Here is a 17671-nt window from a genome sequence, read left to right as displayed (position 1 = left end):
ACAAGCAGACTCCAATAACCATCCTGATTAATGGCGAACACCAGCCATAAGAACTTTTTGTTTCTCGCATCACTCACCGCGAAAACGACGCGCAGGGGGACTCACCGCACTGTGTTCGGTCAGTGCGTCGATCCGGCGATGTGATGAGGGGGACTGCCCGACCATATACCGCCACGCATGGCGTTCTTATGACCGTCAGCTCCGCATGGATGTGTCGGTTTAAGCGATTCCGGTCAACACCGTCCGCACGGTGGCTCGCATCGTGACGTACATCTGCGGCGCCGCGCACAGCGACACCGCGCCAGGACCTTGTTGGCTCGCATGAATCCCACCGTTGCCAGTCCTTATGTTCCGGTTTGATCGCCGCGCCCACTTCTTCGCGACGACAGGGTTATTCCCAGGGGGATCCCGAAAGTAACCTGTTCAGGTAATTTCCTTCGATACCAATCAGGGTGTGTTTTCGGCCACAACGCCAAAATGCAGCCATTGCGATGCGTTAGATGTGACTGGCATCGCAATTCGCAGGGAAAAAGCAGCCGTCATCAGTGACGTCAAGCGAAACATGTATGCAATGAAGTGCATCTTTGAAGGATCGCGTGGATGCTTCGTGCCGATATTGTTCCTTCGGCCACATTGCTTCGACATGCAAGCATCGGCGCATGCATTCAGTACGCATGCGCATGGATATGCAACGGGTGCCTGGGGAAAAGCACGCACGAAAAGAAGGCCGGCATCCTTGCCGGCCTCCAGGGGGCACCACATGCGCACGGGCCGCGGACAGCGCCGCGCACACTATTGATAACGCACCGGGGCCCCACCCCCCTACCCCCCTACCCCCGGATACAATCAGCGCAATCGCAAGGTGAAGCTGAGCTGGTAGGCCCGCCCCACCACGTCGTCGAAAAGCGGGTTGTACGCCGTGCCAGGCGACCCGTAGTACTCCGGCGAATGGTCGAGAAGGTTGTGGACGTTGAATGCGATGGTCCAGTTCCGGATGCCCGCATAGGCCAGGTTGAGATCCACCAGCACGAAGGCGGGCGTGGTGCACTTGCCTGCAGCGGCCAGGTAGACAGGGCAGGTCTGGAAGCTGCCGGACGAGGTCTCGTAGCGATACGACCCCGTGTAGCGGACGTTGGTGGTGGTGGTCCAGTCGCGATAGCGCCAGTCCACGCCCAGCAATGCGGTCCAGCGGGGCTGGGAGGCATATCCCGCGTAGTGCTCCACCGGCATGCCATCCACGATGGTGCGGTCCAGGCGCTTCAGGTAGTTGGCATCGGCATGGATGTCGAAACGGCCCAACCGTGTCGTGTCGATCCGGAAGCGGGTTTCCAGGTCGATCACGCGGGCATCGGTCTTGCCCAGGTTGGCCAGCTGCTGGTCCAGGGCCACGAGCTCGCCTGCCGCGTTGCGCTCGAACAGGCGTGGGTAACGCCGTGGATGCATCAGCACGTAGGTGATCGGTAGTACGTTGATCTCGTTGTCGCGGCGGATGCGGAAGTAATCCAGTGTGATGCTGGCATCGTCGCTGGGCGCCCAGACCACGCCCAGCGTGTAGCTCTTCGACGTCTCAGGCCGTAGCTGGGGGTTGTTGACGGAGTTGAGGCGTAGCTCGCAATAGCTGCTGTAGCGGTCGACATAGGCCTCTTCCGCGCAGGGAAGCACCCCTTTGGGCACCTGGGTGAGGAAACCGGCCGAGGCAAGCGATGTCGGCCGGCTCAGCTGCAAAAGGCTCGGAGCCCGGTAGCCGCGGGCCCAGGTACCACGGATGCTGAGGCCATCGAGCGCCTTCCAGACCAGGCCCAGTTTCGGCGACCAGGCATGACCGTAGCCCTGGCTGCGGTCGAAGCGCCAGGCGATGTCCGCATCCAGGCGGTGCGCCACCGGCAGGAACGATTCGACATACGCCGCCGTGCTCCAGCGGTTCTCGCTGCGGATCGACGGCGTCTGGAACTGGAAAATCCGGTTGCTGAGGATCAACGGGTCCGGGATGTCATGCAGCCGGTCGCGATAGGCCTCCACGCCGACCGCCACCGTGGCGGTACCGCCCGGAAGCTCGCCCACGGGATGCGACGCATGCCCGCTTATCCCGTTCTGGGTCGTTTCCGCGCGTCGATGGAGCACGGGTGAGATGGCGTTACGCACCTGGGTCGTATTGACGGTGTTGATATGGAACGAACCCATCTGCACGGCCTGCGCCAGCGTATCGGCGCGAAGCAGGCCCATCAGCACGTCGGAACTGTCGTTGTGCTGTTCGTTGACATGCACGTCCCATTCCCCGTCTCCCCAGGCGCCACGTGCGCCAAGGGTGAGGAAGCGGCTGATCGACACGGTGTTGTCCCGCACCGGCCCCAGGTCATTGAACGAGTAGTCGTAGACGGCGAGGTCATCCTGGCTCTTGTTGTCGGGATGACCCACGGGAAGCAGAAGGCTCTGTTTCACCGGAGCAGACTGCTGTTCCTGTTCCACGCGCGTCCAGCGCAGGTCCGCATAGGCCTCCACGCTGCCGAAGCTATGATCGAGGCGGGCCATCACCGAACGGCTGTTGAGGGCACCCTGCAGGCTGGTGACACCCGCACCATCGTCAAGGCAGACGCCAAGGCGACTGCGCTTGGCCGGCGCGCAGTCCGCGGGCATGAACAGGATCCGCGCGTTGTCGAGGAAGAAATTATCGTCCGATGGCGTGCTTCGCCCACCTTCCGCCGGGCCTTTCGTGAGGGCCGCCCAGGAACGGTCTCTGCCCAGCAAAGGATCGCGCTGGAGATAATCGACACTCAACATGGCGTGCCCGTCATTGCCCAGCGAACCGCCGAAGGTGGCCGTTCCCCGTCGCTGGCGTGCATCGCCACGATCCGACCAGCCATAGCTGCCGTCGAGCGTGGCACCGCTGGCATTCTTTCGCAGCACCACGTTGATGACACCGGCCATGGCATCGGAGCCGTAGATGGCCGATGCACCATCGCGCAGGATATCCACGCGTTCGACCAGGGCCAGCGGAATGCTGTTCAGGTCGTTGACGACGCTGAAATCATCCTGCGCCAGGCCATAGCCCGCCATGCGCTGCCCGTCGATCAGGAACAGCGTGGCGGCCGAACCCAGGCCGCGCAGGTCCACGGCAGCGGCACCGCTCGCACCGGAAAGGCCGTTGTTCTGGTAGACCGCGCCATCGGTGGTGCTCACCGGCGAGTTGCTCACGCGGATGCCCGGTTGCGCGCGCAGAAGGTCATACAGGGTCTGGTAGCCGCTGTGCTCGATCTGCTCGCGATCGATCACCGTCATGGGCGATGCCGTTTCGACATCCGTCCTGCGGATATGCGAACCCGTGACCTCCACCGGGAGCAGGCGTGTCGCGGCTGGCAGCGCCTCGATACGATGCAAGGGCTTTTCAACAGGTGGCGGCGGTGGCGGCAGCTTGCGCAACACAAAGGTCTTGCCGTCCACCACAACGGCCTTCAGACCGCTGCCACGGAGTACTTCCTTCAACGCATCGCTGGTCTCGTGCATGCCATGGACGCCATCACTGTGCTTCAGCGATGTGAGCGCTGCGTCGTAAAGCAGTTGCACGTTGCCCTGGCGGGCGAGTGCCCGCAGCACGTCATCGAGTGGTCCTGCGGCGATCTGGTAGTTGACGTCCGCAGATGCGGCCACGGCCAGACCGCGCGCACAGCACAACGCCATGAGCAAGCCGAATGCCGCTCTTCCGTATCTGCCGATCCGCGGCCCCCCGGCGCGCATACGGCTAGCTCGTGCCTTTCGGCGGCGATGCGTTCAGTGGATGGTTCCTCAGTGCGTCTTCACCGTGCCGTCGTCCGGATACAGCACCAGTTCGTTCGTCCCCCGCCGCTCGACCCTGAGCGACCATCCTGCCTCGAGCGCCCTGACCAGGGCCTGCTGGTCACCGGCATGAAAGCTTCCGCTGACTTCCACCGCACCGAGGCTGCGGTCGCCCAGGCGTACCTTGGTCTCGGAATAGCGATTCATTTCGGTCAGCAGTTCGTCCAGCCGGTGTTGCCGGAAGACCAGTTCGCCACGCGTCCAGCTGCGTGCGGACTCGGCATCCAGCGGTGTCACGCCATCCGTGCTGCCGTCGGCGGCAAAGCGGATCTGCTGGTTGGGCGAGAGCGCGCGCGTACCGCTCCACGAAGCCCGGTCGATCGACACGGCGCCTTCGAGCAACCCGATGGTAACGGCGCCCTCGATGTCGCTTACCTGGAAGGTGGTACCTATATCGTGGATCACATGACTACCCGCATGCACTTCGAAAGGCACGCCGGTATGGGCCACGACGAACTCCACCCGCCCCCGCTCCACGGTGACGACGCGATGGTCGTCATCGAAGCGCAGTGACATGGCCGAACCGGCGTCCATTACCACCTTCGTGCCATCGGGAAGTGCGGTGGGTACGATGCGATCCGGTGCACCGAGCATGCGCTCTACCCGGGCGACAGGCCGCTCGGCAAGCATGCGCGGAACCACCGTGAAACCAAGCCAGAGCAGCAGGCTTGCCGCCAGCGCCGTCGGTGCAACGACACGCAGCCACTGGCGCTGGCGACGTCCGCGGGCCGTGCGTTCACGGGCCTGCCGGCTGGATGCCCGCAGCAATGCATCGTTGCGCAGGGACAAGACGGCGTCGTGCAGTCGCGACGCTTCCACGAAGGCAGCATCGCGGCCGGGTTCTTCCTGCAGCCAGCGCGAGAATGCCTCGCGATCCTTCACGCTACATCGCGGCGACGCCAGCCGGGCCACCCAGGCCTCGGCCGTCTCCGGCAGGGAATGGAAATCGTGCGTCATGCTCAGTTCCTTCCGGCGTCCAGTTCGCCCAGCTGCTTGCGCAGCAGGGCAAGTGCCTTGCCGATCTGCTTTTCCACCGCCTTTACCGAGATGCCGCAATGGGTGGCGATTTCGGGATAGCTCATGCCGTCGATGCGGTTGAGCAGGTAGATGTCGCGGCAACGCGGCGGAAGGCGCAACAACGCCTGCTGCACGCGCGCCAACTCCCTGTGGGTGTCGAGCCGATGCTCGTGCGCCTGCTCCGAGGAGGCCAGCGCGTGCACGTTCTCGTCGAGACTGACGTGATCGGTGAGATGGTGTGTCTGGGCTCGCCTGGCCCGGTCGTTCAGGGCGTTGATGGCGATCCGGTAGAGCAAGGCGCTCCAGGTTTCCGGCGCGTGATCGCGATAGCGGATGAGCCTGGCCAGGCTCTCCTGCGCGATGTCCTGGGCGTCTTCCTCGGACGATACCCGCCGGCGCAGGAATCCGAGCAGCGGATTACGCTGCTCACGTACGAAACGTTCGAAACTTATCGTTTCGACCGAGCTTTCTGCTGGCTGCCCGCCATCGATCGAACTCCGCCCCATGCTGCGATACCAAGCCCCCGAAAGCCTCTTTTCAGCGAGAGTACCCCACTTTCGGTGCGTGTGCGGAATCGGCAATGTTGCGTGCGAAACCATTCATGCTCCCATCGGATATGACGGGCACGGCACGCCCATATCCGGTAGAACGCGAAGAGCAGGGTTTCCCCCTACGGCAGGCCCAGTGCCACGCTGCCCTGGATGGCCGTCACGGTATGGCCGCCCAGCCAGATATGGTGGCCGTCACGCAGTACGTGAAGACGGGCGTCGCGGCCGATGGCCGTGCCTTGCGCGATGGAATAGGTCGCCGGCGCCAGGCCTTCACGCGCGAACCAGGTGGCAATGCCGGCGTTGAGACTGCCGGTGGCCGGGTCTTCCAGCACGCCACCGTCGAAGACGAAGGCACGCACGTCGAACAGTGCGCCAGGGTGCCCGGCGCTCGGCGCGATCACGCCCAGTTTCATCTCGGCCAGGGCCACGGGATCGGGCGAGAGCCCGTCCAGGTAGACGCCTTCACGCAACAGTACGGCGCGCCAGCCGGCGCCGTTATCCACCCAGCGGGCCGCCACGACATCAGGACGGGACACTCCCAGGCCATAGGCGATACGCAGGCATTCGGCTTCGCTCAAGACCTCGTCGCGGAGCAGCGGAGGCGCCAGGAACGACAGGACCCCTGCCTCGTTCCGGATTCGGACCAGGCCGATGCCGCATTCCTGCAGCACGTCGCCCCCTTTGGAGCGGCCGCCGGCCTCCAGCCATGCGTGGCATCCGCCCAGGGTGGGATGACCGGCGAACTGCATTTCCCCGCGCTGGCTGAAGATCCTCAGGCGATAGTCGGCCCTGGCATCACGAGGCGATTGCAGGAAGACCGACTCGCTGAGGTTGGTCCAGCGCGCGAAGGCCTGCATGATGCCGTCGTCGAGTCCATCGGCATCATGAACTACGGCGAGGGGGTTGCCGGACATGGGACGGTCGCTGAAAACGTCGACCTGCCTGAAAGGATGGCTGGACATGGGATCAGATGGTGACGTCGCGGCCCCGCGAGGCATCGCATTCCTGCAGTGATTTATCGAGGACCGCCTTGAGATCGGCGGAAGCAGAGGGGCGAGTGTCACCCGCTGAAACCGCCATGTCTTGCTTCATCGCCGCACTGAGATGGTCTCTTGCCTGCGCACCACAGGGTGTTCTTGGCTTCCACGCGCCCAGGGCTGCGAGGCGGCTTTCGAGCGTGACCGTATTGATCGACACCTGGCGCTGGAAATGCCAGTCGGCGACGACACTGTGCAGATCGGCTGAATCGGCGGCCAGGTTGGCGGCGTCGCTCTTCTTCGCCCGCTCCGACGCCGTGAAAGCCAGGATGGCCGTGGTTGCCGAAGCGATGAAGGCCAGCGCCACGATGGCGAGCGCGGTACGGCGGCCATTGGTACGGCGCGTGGGGGCAGCGTCGTCTCGGTCGGTCATGAGGGCTCCGGATAGGCGCGGGAAACGGCCTATTCTGCCCCAATCGCCCACCTGGGGCCTGCGGCGATGTAACGCGGTTACACCGCTATAGTCGGAAGCTGACCCAAAGGAGACCCGCCATGATCCGCTTCCGATCCCTGGCCCTCGCCGCCCTCGCCACGCTGGCGCTGCCCGTCGCGGCCGCCGACCTCAAGGTGATGAGCTTCAACGTCCGCACCATCACCGGTCCCGACGGCCCCAATCGCTGGGAAATGCGCCGCGACCTGTTCGCCGACACGATCCGCCGCATCGACCCCGACGTGATCGGCACCCAGGAACTGGGCCAGGCCCAGGGCGACGACACGGTGGCCCGCCTGCCGGGATACACCTGGTTCGGCCGCGATCGCTACGGCGGCCACAAGGACGAACACATGGGCATCTTCTACCGGAAGGATCGCCTGAAGGTGATCGAATCGGGCGATTTCTGGCTGTCCGACACCCCGGACAAAGTGGCCAGCATCACCTGGGGCAATATCTTCCCCCGCATGGTGAACTGGGCGCTGTTCGAACGCATCGCCGACCACAAGCGCTTCTACCTGCTGGATACGCACTTTCCCTATCGCGACCAGGATGAAGACGCCCGCACGCGCAGTGCACGCGAGATCGCCGCATGGATCAGCAAGCTGCCGCAGGGCGTGCCCGTGGTCATCACCGGTGACTTCAATACAGGCCCCGACAGCGAGGCGCATGCCCTGCTGACGAAGACCCTCAAGGATGCCTGGATCGCCGCGCCCACCCATGACGGACCGGACGCGACCTTCCACAACTTCACCGGCAAGGCCGACAAGCGCATCGACTGGGTGCTTTACCGTGGCGTGGAAGCGAAGTCCGCCACCACGGTGACCACCTCGAAGGACGGCCGCTACCCGTCCGACCATTTCCCCGTGGCTGTCGATTTCACGCTCTGAGCGATCAGCCCGAGACCGGAGGCTTCGGCGGAGCGGGCGCTGCCGGGGGTGAGGGGGGAACGCCGGTGTACTGCGCCGAGAGCAGGCGCCAGCCATCCGCCGAACGCACGGCGGTGGCACCGAGAGACAAGCGCATCTCGCGCCCCGGGGCGAGGGTAAAGACGATTTCGCCCGTCACTGCGGATACATCGCCCGACGTACGCGCTTTGAGCGCGCTCACGGAGGACGGGGGTGCCTGCATTTTCTTTTCGGGTGCGTAGAAGGACAGCACGGCATCGTGCTCGTCGACCTGGCCACGCGGGGATACCTCGACGAAACCCGGGGCAAGGACTGCATTCAGTGCCGTCACGTCGAAATCGCGTTCGGCCTTGAGATAGCGGGACACCGCCGCTTCGGGGGATGACTCCGCAGCGGCTGCGGTGCCGCTGACGGCGACGAGGGCAAGCAGGGCAAGCGCAGGACGACGATCCATAACTACCTCGTTCCTAAGGATGTCCGTCCATCATGGGGTGCCCGGCACGGTGCCGCATGGCCCGGTCGTCATCCGGACGAATGGGCTATACGGGTACCGGGGCACCGGAAATATGCAAAATCCCCCACCCCGGTCTACACCCCTGAGACACCTTTCTGGCACCATCCTCCGGCTAAGGACGCGCCCAGGCGCGCCAGAAGGACAGCTAACCCGATGAATCTGCAAGCCAATTACGAACAGATCCCGCTCAAGGACTACGCCGAGCGGGCCTATCTCGACTACTCCATGTACGTGGTGCTCGACCGCGCCCTGCCCTTCGTGGGCGACGGCCTGAAGCCGGTCCAGCGCCGCATCGTGTACGCCATGAGCGAGCTGAGCCTCGCCGCCACCGCCAAGCCGAAGAAATCCGCCCGTACCATCGGCGACGTCATCGGCAAGTTCCACCCCCATGGCGACTCGGCCTGCTACGAGGCCATGGTGCTCATGGCGCAGCCGTTCTCCTACCGCTACCCGCTGGTGGACGGTCACGGCAACTTCGGCTCGCCGGACGACCCGAAGAGTTTCGCGGCCATGCGCTACACCGAGTCGCGCCTGACCCCCATCGCCGAGTTGCTGCTCTCCGAGCTGGGCCACGGCACCACCGACTGGGTTCCCAACTTCGACGGCACCATGGAAGAACCTTCCTGGCTGCCGGCCCGCGTGCCCCATGTGCTGCTGAACGGCTCCATGGGCATCGCCGTGGGCATGGCCACCGACATCCCGCCGCACAACCTGCGCGAAGTCGCCAGCGCCTGCATCCGCCTGCTCGACGATCCGGACGCCACCATCGCCGACCTGTGCGAGCACGTGCAGGGCCCGGATTACCCGACCAAGGCCGAGATCATCACGCCCCGCCGCGAGCTGGCCGCGATGTACCAGAACGGCACCGGCTCGGTGCGCGCGCGCGCCATCTACGAGCGCGACGACGGCAACATCGTGATCACCGCGCTGCCGCACCAGGTATCGCCCTCGAAGATCCTCGAGCAGATCGCCGCGCAGATGCGCGCGAAGAAACTGCCGATGATCGAAGACCTGCGCGACGAATCCGACCACGAGAACCCCATCCGCCTCGTGCTGGTGCCGCGCTCCAACCGCGTGGACGTCGAGGAAATGATGCAGCACCTCTTCGCCACGACGGACCTGGAGAAGAGCTTCCGCGTCAACCTCAACATGATCGGCCTGGATGGCCGTCCGCAGGTCAAGGACCTCCGCACCATCCTCACCGAGTGGCTGCGTTTCCGCACCGATACCGTCACCCGCCGCCTCAATCATCGCCTGGGTCGTGTCGAGCGCCGCCTGCACCTGCTCGAAGCTTTGCGCATCGCCTATCTCAACCTCGACGAGGTGATCCGCATCGTCCGCACCGAGGACGAACCGAAGCCCGTGCTGATCGCGCGCTTCCGTCTCGACGAGGAACAGGCCGACTACATCCTCGAGACCAAGCTGCGCCAGCTGGCGCGCCTTGAGGAAATGAAGATCACCGAAGAGCGCGACAAGCTCGAGGAAGAGCGCGCGCGCATCAACGTGCTGCTGAAGTCGCCGGCCAAGCTGAAGGGCCTCATCAAGGAAGAACTGCGCGCCGACGCCGAGAAGTTCGGCGACGAGCGTCGCTCGCCCCTGATCGAGCGCAGTGCTGCGCAGGCGCTGGACGAGAGCGCGCTGGTCGCCTCCGAACCGGTCACCGTGGTGCTGTCGCAGAAGGGCTGGGTGCGCGCCGGCAAGGGCCACGAGATCGACGGCGAAGCCCTCTCCTACCGCGACGGCGACAGCATGCTGGCGATCGCCCGCGCCCGTACGACGCAACAGGTGGCCTTCATCGACTCCACCGGCCGCGCCTATGCCACGGCGGCGCATACGCTGCCGTCGGCACGCGGCAACGGTGAACCACTCACGGGCCGCTTCAGCCCGCCGGCCGGTGCGCGCTTCGATGCCGTGGTGGCCGCCGAGAACGACACCCGCATCGTGCTCGCCACCGACTTCGGCTACGGCTTCGTCACCCGCTTCGAGGCGCTTACCGGCCGCCAGAAGGCCGGCAAGCAGATCATCTCGCTCAGCGACGGTGCCCGCGTGCTCGCGCCGGCCGTCACGGCCGATCCGTCGCGTGACCGCATCGTCGTGGTCACGGGTGAAGGTCACCTGCTGATGTTCTCGGTGACCGAGCTGCCCGAGCTCGACAAGGGCAAGGGCAACAAGCTCATCGAGATCCCCAAGGCCAAGCTGGCCTCGGGCGAGGAGCGCGTGGTCGGTATCGCCGTGGTTGCCGAGGGCAAGGGCGAAGTCACGCTCTACGCCGGCCAGCGCAAGCTCACCCTGAAGTGGGCCGACCTGGTGGAATACGGCGGCAGCCGCGCCACCCGTGGCAACGTGCTCCCCCGCGGCCTGCGCCGCGTGGAGCGCATCGAAACCACCGGCTAGGCGATTTTCTGTAGGAGCGCGCCTTGCGCGCGACCGGATATGTCGCACGGTCCGGTCGCACGCAAGGCGCGCTCCTACAATGGCGGCTCAGAGGCGGGTATAGCTCCACGACACCATGCGGCCGTCCTTGTACGGCATCACGCCATGGAACGGCCGTGGGTCGTCGTCGAACACCAGCGGCAGGAAGTTCCGGTCGCCCTCCCACATCGGCAACGCATCCAGCCCATTCACGGGCACCCATTCCAGGTTGCCCTCGGCATTCGATGCCGGTGGCTCGCCCTCGAAGCGGGTGATGGCGAAGATGAAGCCCAGCCAGTCTTCTCCGTTCTTTCCGAACCCCGGCCAGTTCAGCGTGCCGCGCAGGCGCATCTCCACGCACTCGATACCGGCCTCTTCCCGGATCTCGCGCCGCATGCAGGCGGCGATGTCCTCGCCCGGCTCCATCTTGCCGCCCAGGCCGTTGTACTTGCCCAGGTGCTGGTCGTCCTTGCGGGCGTTGCGGTGAACCATGAGGACGCGCTGGCCGTCCGGCGACAGCACGTAGCCGAGGGTGGCGACGATGGGCGTATAGGGCATGGCGATGGCAGGGCTGGGGAAAAACCCCGGAGTTTACGCCGTTCAGGCGATCGGCAGCCCCCAGGGCCTTGCACCTGCGGGGTGGCCCGGCGAACATCCGGGGGATGCACCGCCGGTACTCCCTTCGCATGACCCGTTTTCTCGCACGACTTTCCATGGTCACCACCCTCGCGGGCCTGGCCACCGCCTGCTCCGGCCCGGCCGATGCCGTGGAAGGCCGCGATGTCGTGTTCGACAGCCAGTCGTATTTCACCGTCACCGTGGATACCCGCCGCGAAGACATCGAACTGCACTGGCGCAACCCGGACACCGACCAGCCCTTCGGCGGTATCGAAGCGCTTAAGGCCTGGACCGAAAGCAAGGGCCGCCCCCTCACCTTCGCCACCAATGCCGGCATCTACGACCGCGACTTCCGTCCGCTAGGGCTGTACGTGGAGGACGGCAAGACCCTCGTTCCGCTCAACCTGGCGCACGGCAACCCACGCTCGGGCAATTTCTCCCTGCTGCCCAACGGCGTCTTCGCCGTGTACGACGATGGCAGCGCGGAAGTGCGCACCAGCGAGGCCTTCCGCGCGGCGGCACGCAAGCCGCGCTGGGCGACGCAGTCCGGACCCATGCTGGTCGTGGATGGTGAAATCAACACCCAGTTCGACGACGGTTCCGACAGCATGAAATGGCGCAGCGGCGTCTGCGCACGCACATCGCACGAAGTCGTCTTCGCGGTCAGTCGCGCCCCGGTGAACTTCCACTCCTTTGCCCGGCTGTTCCGCGACCAGATCGGCTGTCGCGACGCGCTGTTCCTCGATGGCACGATTTCCCAAGCCTATACGCCAGCCGCCGGCTACGCTGGAGCCCCTGCCTTCATGACCAAGCCCTACGCGGGCATCATCGCCGTCTTCCCCAGGAAACCATGAAAATTCGCCGCGCCCTCTCCCGCCTGCTGATCGCCCTCCTCGTGTTGATCGGCCTGGCAGGAGGGGCCGGTTGGTACCTGCTTTCGGGAAGCCTTGCCCGCCTGGACGGCAAGATCATCGTCACGGGCCCATCCGCCCCCGTAACGCTCGATCGCGACGAACGCGGCACCTTGACCGTAGAGGGTCACAACCGCCGTGACGTCGCCTGGGCACTCGGCTACGCGCACGCGCAGGATCGTTTCTTCCAGATGGACCTCATGCGCCGCGTCGCGGCCGGCGAGTTGTCGGCCCTGGTAGGCAAGGCCGCGCTTGAAGTCGACACGGGCCATCGCGTGCACCGCATGCGTGCGGTCGCGGAACGTGCCTATGCCATGCTTCCGGCCGATCAGCGCGAGCTGGTAGACGCCTATCGTGATGGCGTCAACACAGGACTCGGTGCGCTGCGTGTCCGGCCCTGGGAGTACCTGCTGCTGCGCCAGGCACCTCGCCCGTGGAAGGGGGAAGACACCCTGCTGGTGCTGGGTGCCATGTACCTCGACCTCAACGAAGACGGTACGAACCAGCGCGAACGCGAGATCCGCCGGCTCCGGGCAGCCCTGCCCCCTGCGCTCGCCGATGCCCTGCTCGCCCCGGACCCGCAGTGGGAAGCGCCGCTCGATGCAAGCCCATCGCCTGGTGTAACGCTACCTGACGCCACGAGCTTCGATCTGCGCAGCCAGGCCACCGCTGCCGCCATCGCCCCCGCGCCGCTGCCCGAATTCCCCGGCAGCAACAGCTTTGCGGTAGGTGGGGCACTCACCACCGACGGGCATGCGCTGGTCGCCAACGATATGCACCTGGGCCTTCGCGTGCCGGATATCTGGTATCGCGCACGCCTGCGCTACCCCGATCCCGGCGCACCGGGCGGCGTCCGGGACCTGAATGGCGTGACGCTCCCGGGCACGCCTGCACTGGTAGCCGGTTCGAACGGACAGGTGGCCTGGGCATTCACCAACAGCTATGGCCGCTGGATGGATCTCGTGCGTGTCGAACGCGACCCGGCCGATCCGTCGCGTTACCGCACGTCCGACGAGAAACTGCCCTTCGAAGTGCACGACGAAACGATCGAGGTCGCGGGTGGCGCGCCGGTGCAGCTGAAAGTGGAAGACACCTGCTGGGGGCCTCTGGTGGCACCGGATACCGACGGCACACCGCTGGCACTCGCGTGGATCGCGCATGAGCCCCGCGCATTCAACCTCGGCATCATGGGGCTGGAACACGCTGCCAACCTGAAGGAAGCGCTGGATATCGCGCCTTCAGCAGGCATGCCTCCGCAAAACCTCGTCGTCGGCGACAGCGATGGCCACATCGGCTGGACCATCATCGGCAACACGATTCCGTTGCGCGATGGCCCCGACGGTACATGGCAGGGCACCGCCACTGCTGATCGCTACCCACGCCTTGTCGATCCGGACGATCACCGCCTTTGGACGGCCAACAACCGCACCGTTGGCGGCGATGCACTTGCCCTGCTCGGCAACGGCGGCCACGACCTCGGCGCACGCGCCCGGCAGATCCGCGACGATCTGCGTGCGAAGGATCGGTTCGCACCCGCGGACATGCTTGCTATCCAGACGGATGATCGCGCCGTGTTCCTCACCCGTTGGCAGGCGCTGTTGCAGGATGTGCTGGCGAAGGATGATTCGGACGAGTTCGCTTCGCTGAAGCAGCTTACCGCCAAGTGGGGCGGCCGTGCCGACATCGACAGCATCGATTACCGTCTCGTGCGCACCTTCCGCCAGAACGTGCGCGAAGCCGTGCTTGCGCCGTTCATCGCGAAAACCAGAGCCCGCTTCCCTGATTTCAGCTGGCCGCGTGCCGTCGTGGCGGAAGCCGCCATATGGGAGATGCTTCAGAAGAAGCCGATGAACCTTCTCGATCCACGCTGGAAAGACTGGAACGACCTGCTGCTCAACGCTGCACGCAAGACGGCCGACGACCTGGGCAAGCAAACCGGGGGCCTCGCAGCACGACGCTGGGGCGAGACGAACACGGCGCATATCGCGCATCCGCTTTCCGCCGCGCTGCCTCACTGGCTTGCCCGTTTCCTCGACATGCCGTCCGAACCGCTGCCGGGTGACACCGATATGCCGCGCGTACAGGCACCGGCGTTCGGTGCTTCGGAGCGGTTCGGGATTTCACCAGGGCATGAGGACCGCAGCTACCTGGAAATGCCTGGTGGACAAAGCGGACATCCCTTGTCGCCATTTCATGGCTCTGGGCACGAAGACTGGGTACGCGGGCGGGCGACGCCGTTGTTGCCTGGGCAGCGTGAGCATCAGCTTGTGCTGGAGCCTTTGGGTGAACGCAGTTGACCTTTCCGCGATCGTGAAAGGTATCCGTCATTCCTGGGGCGCGAACGATGCCTTCGCCTGCGGAAATCACCTGGCGGGGAGGTTGACGACGATGCCGTCGGACCAGCCTACCCTGGCCTTGGCAGGCAACGACGAATGGGCCGGCTTGCGATAGTCCGTGCACCATGTGCCATGGACGCACGTGTTCCAGCCGGCTTCGTAGACGACATGATAGGGCAGGCGGCGCCCTCCATTTTCGCTCAACAACAGCTCCCAGAGGATTTCGTGTCGCGGGTTCAGCGTTGCCGCGAGGGGTGTCGCCTTGGCCAGGCTACCCGAATGCCCCCTCGTTGCGATCCATCGCTGGATGGCACCGATATCGGGTAGCCACCAGATACTGCGGTAGTAACGGACATCCCCGTTGCCGCGCGTCTGCGTCAAGGCCATCTCCAGTTGCCTACCCGAAGATTCAGATCTCATCATGTTGAGGCCGAAGGTCATGGAAAGGGCGGCCTTGCCTTCTGTATCCATCGAGCGGGAGACCTTCGCATCACCACCTACGTTGATGCTTTCGCCGGCAGATACGGTGACGGCGCCATCGAATGAATCGTCGGGATAGAGCTTCCTCAGCAGTGGCATGAAGGGACAATCCGCTGGCCGGAAAGCCTCCGGGGAATCACAACGAAACACATGGACATTGCCGGACTGTGGAAAAGAGGAATTCAATGGCCATGCAGTGACGACGTCCCTGTCTTCGATCGGCCCCCAACCGGAATGGATGGCTGCATCCATCAGGCTGTGCACCGCACCCGATGCAGGGTCGTACCATGCATCCTCGCCATGGCGACGCGTGAACCCCGTTCCAGCACCCTCACCTATGGTTTTCGTCCAGAACAGGTAACTGTTTTTTGCCTCATCGGCCCGATCTTCGGAGCGGATAAGTGCCCACTCCGCGACGAGATTGAGACGAAGCTCGTTCGAACCGCGAAACGGCTCGATGGTGAAGGCCGGTGGCTCAGCCGCGTGAATGGAGAGATTGCCGTACTGGCACCATCGCCTGACTTCCCTGCGAAACGCTCTTTGCTGAAGCCTGGAAGGCGTCACATCACCAAATAGAGAGTCGGCCATCCGCCGGCTGAACTGGCGGCAGACCTGTGATGGAGTCGATGCGACCAGACTGAACTCCACATGACGCTGTCCGGGAAGGATGTGCAATTCGCGCCTTGGGCGCACCGGGCCCACAGGAAAGACATCCTCGCCCCAGGGCCACTGGCGCAATGTCCTCCTGCGCTCTTCATCGTCGCATGCGTTGAAACCAAATATACCCAGCGTCGCCGCCGGATCCAGGACGATGGTGTTGGTAGCCGGCCATGCGTGTACGCCGTCAGGCTTCATCTGCGCGAGCACCTCGGGCGGGCCGGCCAGAACTGCTTTCCGACCCTCATCGATCAGCAGCCTGAGCTGGTTCCTCACGTCCACCGGAGAATCGCCGTCGACGACTGATACCAGGGCAATGGCCGGCATGGTCAGTTCATCGACGGACCAGGCCGAAGCATTACCCATGGGCAACGCGCACAGTACTGCCCATGAAGCAAGCCCGCGTAGCGAGCGGAATCCATGGCATACATCTAGTGCCATGGGAATCGCAACATGACGGCATCAAACCAGGCCACTCTGGCCTTGGAAGGCAACAGGCCGTCGCGCGAACGCTGCCAGCCTGCGCATTTACCTTCACCATTGCAGGTATTCCAGCCTGCCTCGTAGATCGTGTAGTAGGGAATCACCCGTCCTTCGTTGCCTTGCAACGGGATTTCCCAGAGGATCTCGTATTCGGGGTTGAGCGTGGAAGCCAGCGGTGTGGCCCAGGCAAGGCCGCCGAAGCTATACGAGGCATGCCAGCGCCTGATCGCTTCCAGGTCAGGTATCCAGCGGGTGCTTCGGTGAAACACCGTGTCTGCGTTGGTATGTATACGCGCCATCGACATACTCACCTGCGACGTATGGGTGGCTCCGTACATCACATCGATGCCGAAGGTCACCTTGGGCGAAGCGGACTTCTCCCCAACCGACATGCGCGCATTGCCTACCACCTCGAACTTGGTGCTCTTGGAGGCAAGGATGGCCCCGTCATGGGTATCCTGCGGATACAGTTTCCGCACTCGTGGCTGCGCGGGGCAATCGTAACGCAGGTGTGAATCCAGGCCATCGCATTCGTACACAAAGGTGTTGGCCATGCCTGGAAAGGTCGAGTTCAGCGGCCACGCCGTTATCGTCCGTCGATCCGCCAGGCCACCCCAACCCGAATGAATGGCAACATCGAAAAGATTATGGACATATCCACGATCGTCGATGTATCCATCTTTGCCCGCCCGATGGGTAAACCCGAAGCCGGCTCCCTCCCCGACGGTCTTGGTCCACATGAGATACGACACTCGCGACGGATTGGCATGGTCTTCGCTTCGAATGAAAGCCCATTCGGTGCTGAGCGTAAGGAGTGCATCCCTCGTGTCCTGGAATGGCTCGATCACGAATGCGCGAGTCGTTCCGGCGTAATAGGAGAGGTCGCCATACTGACACCAGCGACGCACCTCCGAGTTGAAGGCCCTGCGCTCGATGGTATCCGGCAAGGAGTTGCCGAACAGTGCATCGTACATCTGCCTGCTGAACGAACGACAGACCGTGCCTGGCGTCCCGGCGGAAAACTCCAGCGCCACGTTTCGCTTGCCAGGAAAGTGAAACCGGGCGCGCTCCGAACGTACAGTCGGGTCCGCATCACCGCCCTTCGTTCGCATCCACGCGGCAAATGCGTCGAAACGCGCCTGCTCGTTCTCCGCCTGGATAGCGTGCACACCAAGCCCCTCACGTGGATCGATCACCCACGCGCCCGTCGACGGCCACGCGTGCATTTCGTCCTTCATCGCCTCGCCGACGATCTGGCTATCGCCCACCAGTGCAAAAGGCGAGCCCGCATCGATCAGGCGGTTCACCGCACGTTGTATGGCTGCGCTATCGTCTCCATCGACGACCCTGAGTATCGGCAGTCCGGGAACGCTATCGTTGTCCCGGCTCACGGCGCCCGCTGCCGAACATCCCATCAAACCGGCCATCGCCAGCCACAGCTTCGTTTTCATCGGTCAATCCTCCATGAATGGTAAGGGTGCAAGGA

General features: G+C 64.3%; 13 protein-coding genes. 4 read left to right on the top strand and 9 right to left on the bottom strand.

Annotated features, from left to right (window positions below; genetic code table 11):
• Positions 1–846: 846 nt before the first annotated feature.
• The 5 genes from HBF25_RS09965 to HBF25_RS09945 form a co-directional block, all read right to left on the bottom strand.
• The gene (locus HBF25_RS09965; RefSeq protein WP_166947890.1) at positions 847–3645 is read right to left on the bottom strand and encodes a TonB-dependent receptor domain-containing protein; all 2799 of its coding nucleotides are present in this window, start codon (positions 3643–3645) and stop codon (positions 847–849) included.
• 135 nt (positions 3646–3780) lie between these two features.
• Entirely contained in the window at positions 3781–4788 is a 1008-nt protein-coding gene (locus tag HBF25_RS09960; RefSeq protein ID WP_166947888.1) for a FecR family protein, read from the bottom strand.
• A 2-nt stretch (positions 4789–4790) separates the two neighbouring features.
• Positions 4791–5354 carry an RNA polymerase sigma factor gene (locus HBF25_RS09955; protein ID WP_166947886.1) on the bottom strand — a complete coding sequence of 188 codons (564 nt, stop codon included), beginning with the start codon at positions 5352–5354 and terminating at the stop codon, positions 4791–4793.
• A gap of 164 nt (positions 5355–5518) precedes the next feature.
• Positions 5519–6361 (bottom strand): PhzF family phenazine biosynthesis isomerase, encoded by an 843-nt coding sequence (locus HBF25_RS09950; protein WP_166947884.1) that lies wholly within the window; start codon positions 6359–6361, stop codon positions 5519–5521.
• A gap of 4 nt (positions 6362–6365) precedes the next feature.
• Positions 6366–6809 carry a hypothetical protein gene (locus tag HBF25_RS09945; RefSeq protein ID WP_166947882.1) on the bottom strand — a complete coding sequence of 148 codons (444 nt, stop codon included), beginning with the start codon at positions 6807–6809 and terminating at the stop codon, positions 6366–6368.
• A 119-nt stretch (positions 6810–6928) separates the two neighbouring features.
• On the opposite strand from HBF25_RS09945, the gene HBF25_RS09940 reads away from it, so the two are divergent.
• Positions 6929–7756, top strand: a complete 828-nt coding sequence (locus HBF25_RS09940) for an endonuclease/exonuclease/phosphatase family protein (protein WP_208392508.1) — start codon at positions 6929–6931, stop codon at positions 7754–7756.
• Positions 7757–7760: 4 nt separating this feature from the next.
• Here the strand turns inward: HBF25_RS09940 and HBF25_RS09935 are convergent, their stop codons facing one another.
• Positions 7761–8228 carry a nuclear transport factor 2 family protein gene (locus HBF25_RS09935; protein ID WP_166947880.1) on the bottom strand — a complete coding sequence of 156 codons (468 nt, stop codon included), beginning with the start codon at positions 8226–8228 and terminating at the stop codon, positions 7761–7763.
• A gap of 213 nt (positions 8229–8441) precedes the next feature.
• On the opposite strand from HBF25_RS09935, the gene parC reads away from it, so the two are divergent.
• A complete protein-coding gene (gene parC, locus HBF25_RS09930) occupies positions 8442–10682 on the top strand; it encodes a DNA topoisomerase IV subunit A (RefSeq protein ID WP_166947878.1) in 2241 nt (746 codons plus the stop codon).
• Positions 10683–10769: 87 nt separating this feature from the next.
• On the opposite strand, the gene HBF25_RS09925 is transcribed toward parC, so the two are convergent.
• The gene (locus tag HBF25_RS09925) at positions 10770–11258 is read right to left on the bottom strand and encodes an NUDIX hydrolase (RefSeq protein ID WP_166947876.1); all 489 of its coding nucleotides are present in this window, start codon (positions 11256–11258) and stop codon (positions 10770–10772) included.
• Positions 11259–11386: 128 nt separating this feature from the next.
• Here HBF25_RS09925 and HBF25_RS09920 point away from each other — a divergent pair, with 128 nt between their 5' ends.
• On the top strand, positions 11387–12172 hold the full coding sequence (locus HBF25_RS09920) for a phosphodiester glycosidase family protein (RefSeq protein ID WP_243853149.1): 786 nt from the start codon (positions 11387–11389) through the stop codon (positions 12170–12172).
• The gene (locus HBF25_RS09915) at positions 12169–14526 is read left to right on the top strand and encodes a penicillin acylase family protein (RefSeq protein ID WP_166947872.1); all 2358 of its coding nucleotides are present in this window, start codon (positions 12169–12171) and stop codon (positions 14524–14526) included. The genes HBF25_RS09920 and HBF25_RS09915 overlap by 4 nt, the downstream gene beginning before the upstream one ends.
• Before the next feature lie 66 nt (positions 14527–14592).
• Here HBF25_RS09915 and HBF25_RS09910 read toward each other — a convergent pair whose 3' ends face one another.
• Both HBF25_RS09910 and HBF25_RS09905 read right to left on the bottom strand, forming a co-directional pair.
• A complete protein-coding gene (locus HBF25_RS09910; protein WP_166947870.1) occupies positions 14593–16029 on the bottom strand; it encodes a hypothetical protein in 1437 nt (478 codons plus the stop codon).
• Between the two features lie 104 nt (positions 16030–16133).
• Positions 16134–17636 carry a hypothetical protein gene (locus HBF25_RS09905; protein ID WP_166947868.1) on the bottom strand — a complete coding sequence of 501 codons (1503 nt, stop codon included), beginning with the start codon at positions 17634–17636 and terminating at the stop codon, positions 16134–16136.
• Between the last annotated feature and the right edge of the window lie 35 nt (positions 17637–17671).

It is taken from the genome of Luteibacter anthropi, assembly GCF_011759365.1.
GTDB classification, from domain to species: Bacteria; Pseudomonadota; Gammaproteobacteria; order Xanthomonadales; family Rhodanobacteraceae; genus Luteibacter; species Luteibacter anthropi.
Note: the sequence above shows the minus strand (reverse complement) of the source record. Positions and strands in the feature narration are given on the sequence as shown.

Bases quoted from the DNA above. Each gene is read 5' to 3' on its own strand.
- HBF25_RS09960 (WP_166947888.1), bottom strand. From the start codon at position 4,788: ATGACGCACGATTTCCATTCCCTGCCGGAGACGGCCGAGGCCTGGGTG.
- HBF25_RS09955 (WP_166947886.1), bottom strand. From the start codon at position 5,354: ATGGGGCGGAGTTCGATCGATGGCGGGCAGCCAGCAGAAAGCTCGGTC.
- HBF25_RS09950 (WP_166947884.1), bottom strand. From the start codon at position 6,361: ATGTCCAGCCATCCTTTCAGGCAGGTCGACGTTTTCAGCGACCGTCCC.
- HBF25_RS09945 (WP_166947882.1), bottom strand. From the start codon at position 6,809: ATGACCGACCGAGACGACGCTGCCCCCACGCGCCGTACCAATGGCCGC.
- HBF25_RS09940 (WP_208392508.1), top strand. From the start codon at position 6,929: ATGATCCGCTTCCGATCCCTGGCCCTCGCCGCCCTCGCCACGCTGGCG.
- HBF25_RS09935 (WP_166947880.1), bottom strand. From the start codon at position 8,228: ATGGATCGTCGTCCTGCGCTTGCCCTGCTTGCCCTCGTCGCCGTCAGC.
- parC (WP_166947878.1), top strand. From the start codon at position 8,442: ATGAATCTGCAAGCCAATTACGAACAGATCCCGCTCAAGGACTACGCC.
- HBF25_RS09925 (WP_166947876.1), bottom strand. From the start codon at position 11,258: ATGCCCTATACGCCCATCGTCGCCACCCTCGGCTACGTGCTGTCGCCG.
- HBF25_RS09920 (WP_243853149.1), top strand. From the start codon at position 11,387: ATGACCCGTTTTCTCGCACGACTTTCCATGGTCACCACCCTCGCGGGC.
- HBF25_RS09915 (WP_166947872.1), top strand. From the start codon at position 12,169: ATGAAAATTCGCCGCGCCCTCTCCCGCCTGCTGATCGCCCTCCTCGTG.
- HBF25_RS09910 (WP_166947870.1), bottom strand. From the start codon at position 16,029: ATGCCGGCCATTGCCCTGGTATCAGTCGTCGACGGCGATTCTCCGGTG.
- HBF25_RS09905 (WP_166947868.1), bottom strand. From the start codon at position 17,636: ATGAAAACGAAGCTGTGGCTGGCGATGGCCGGTTTGATGGGATGTTCG.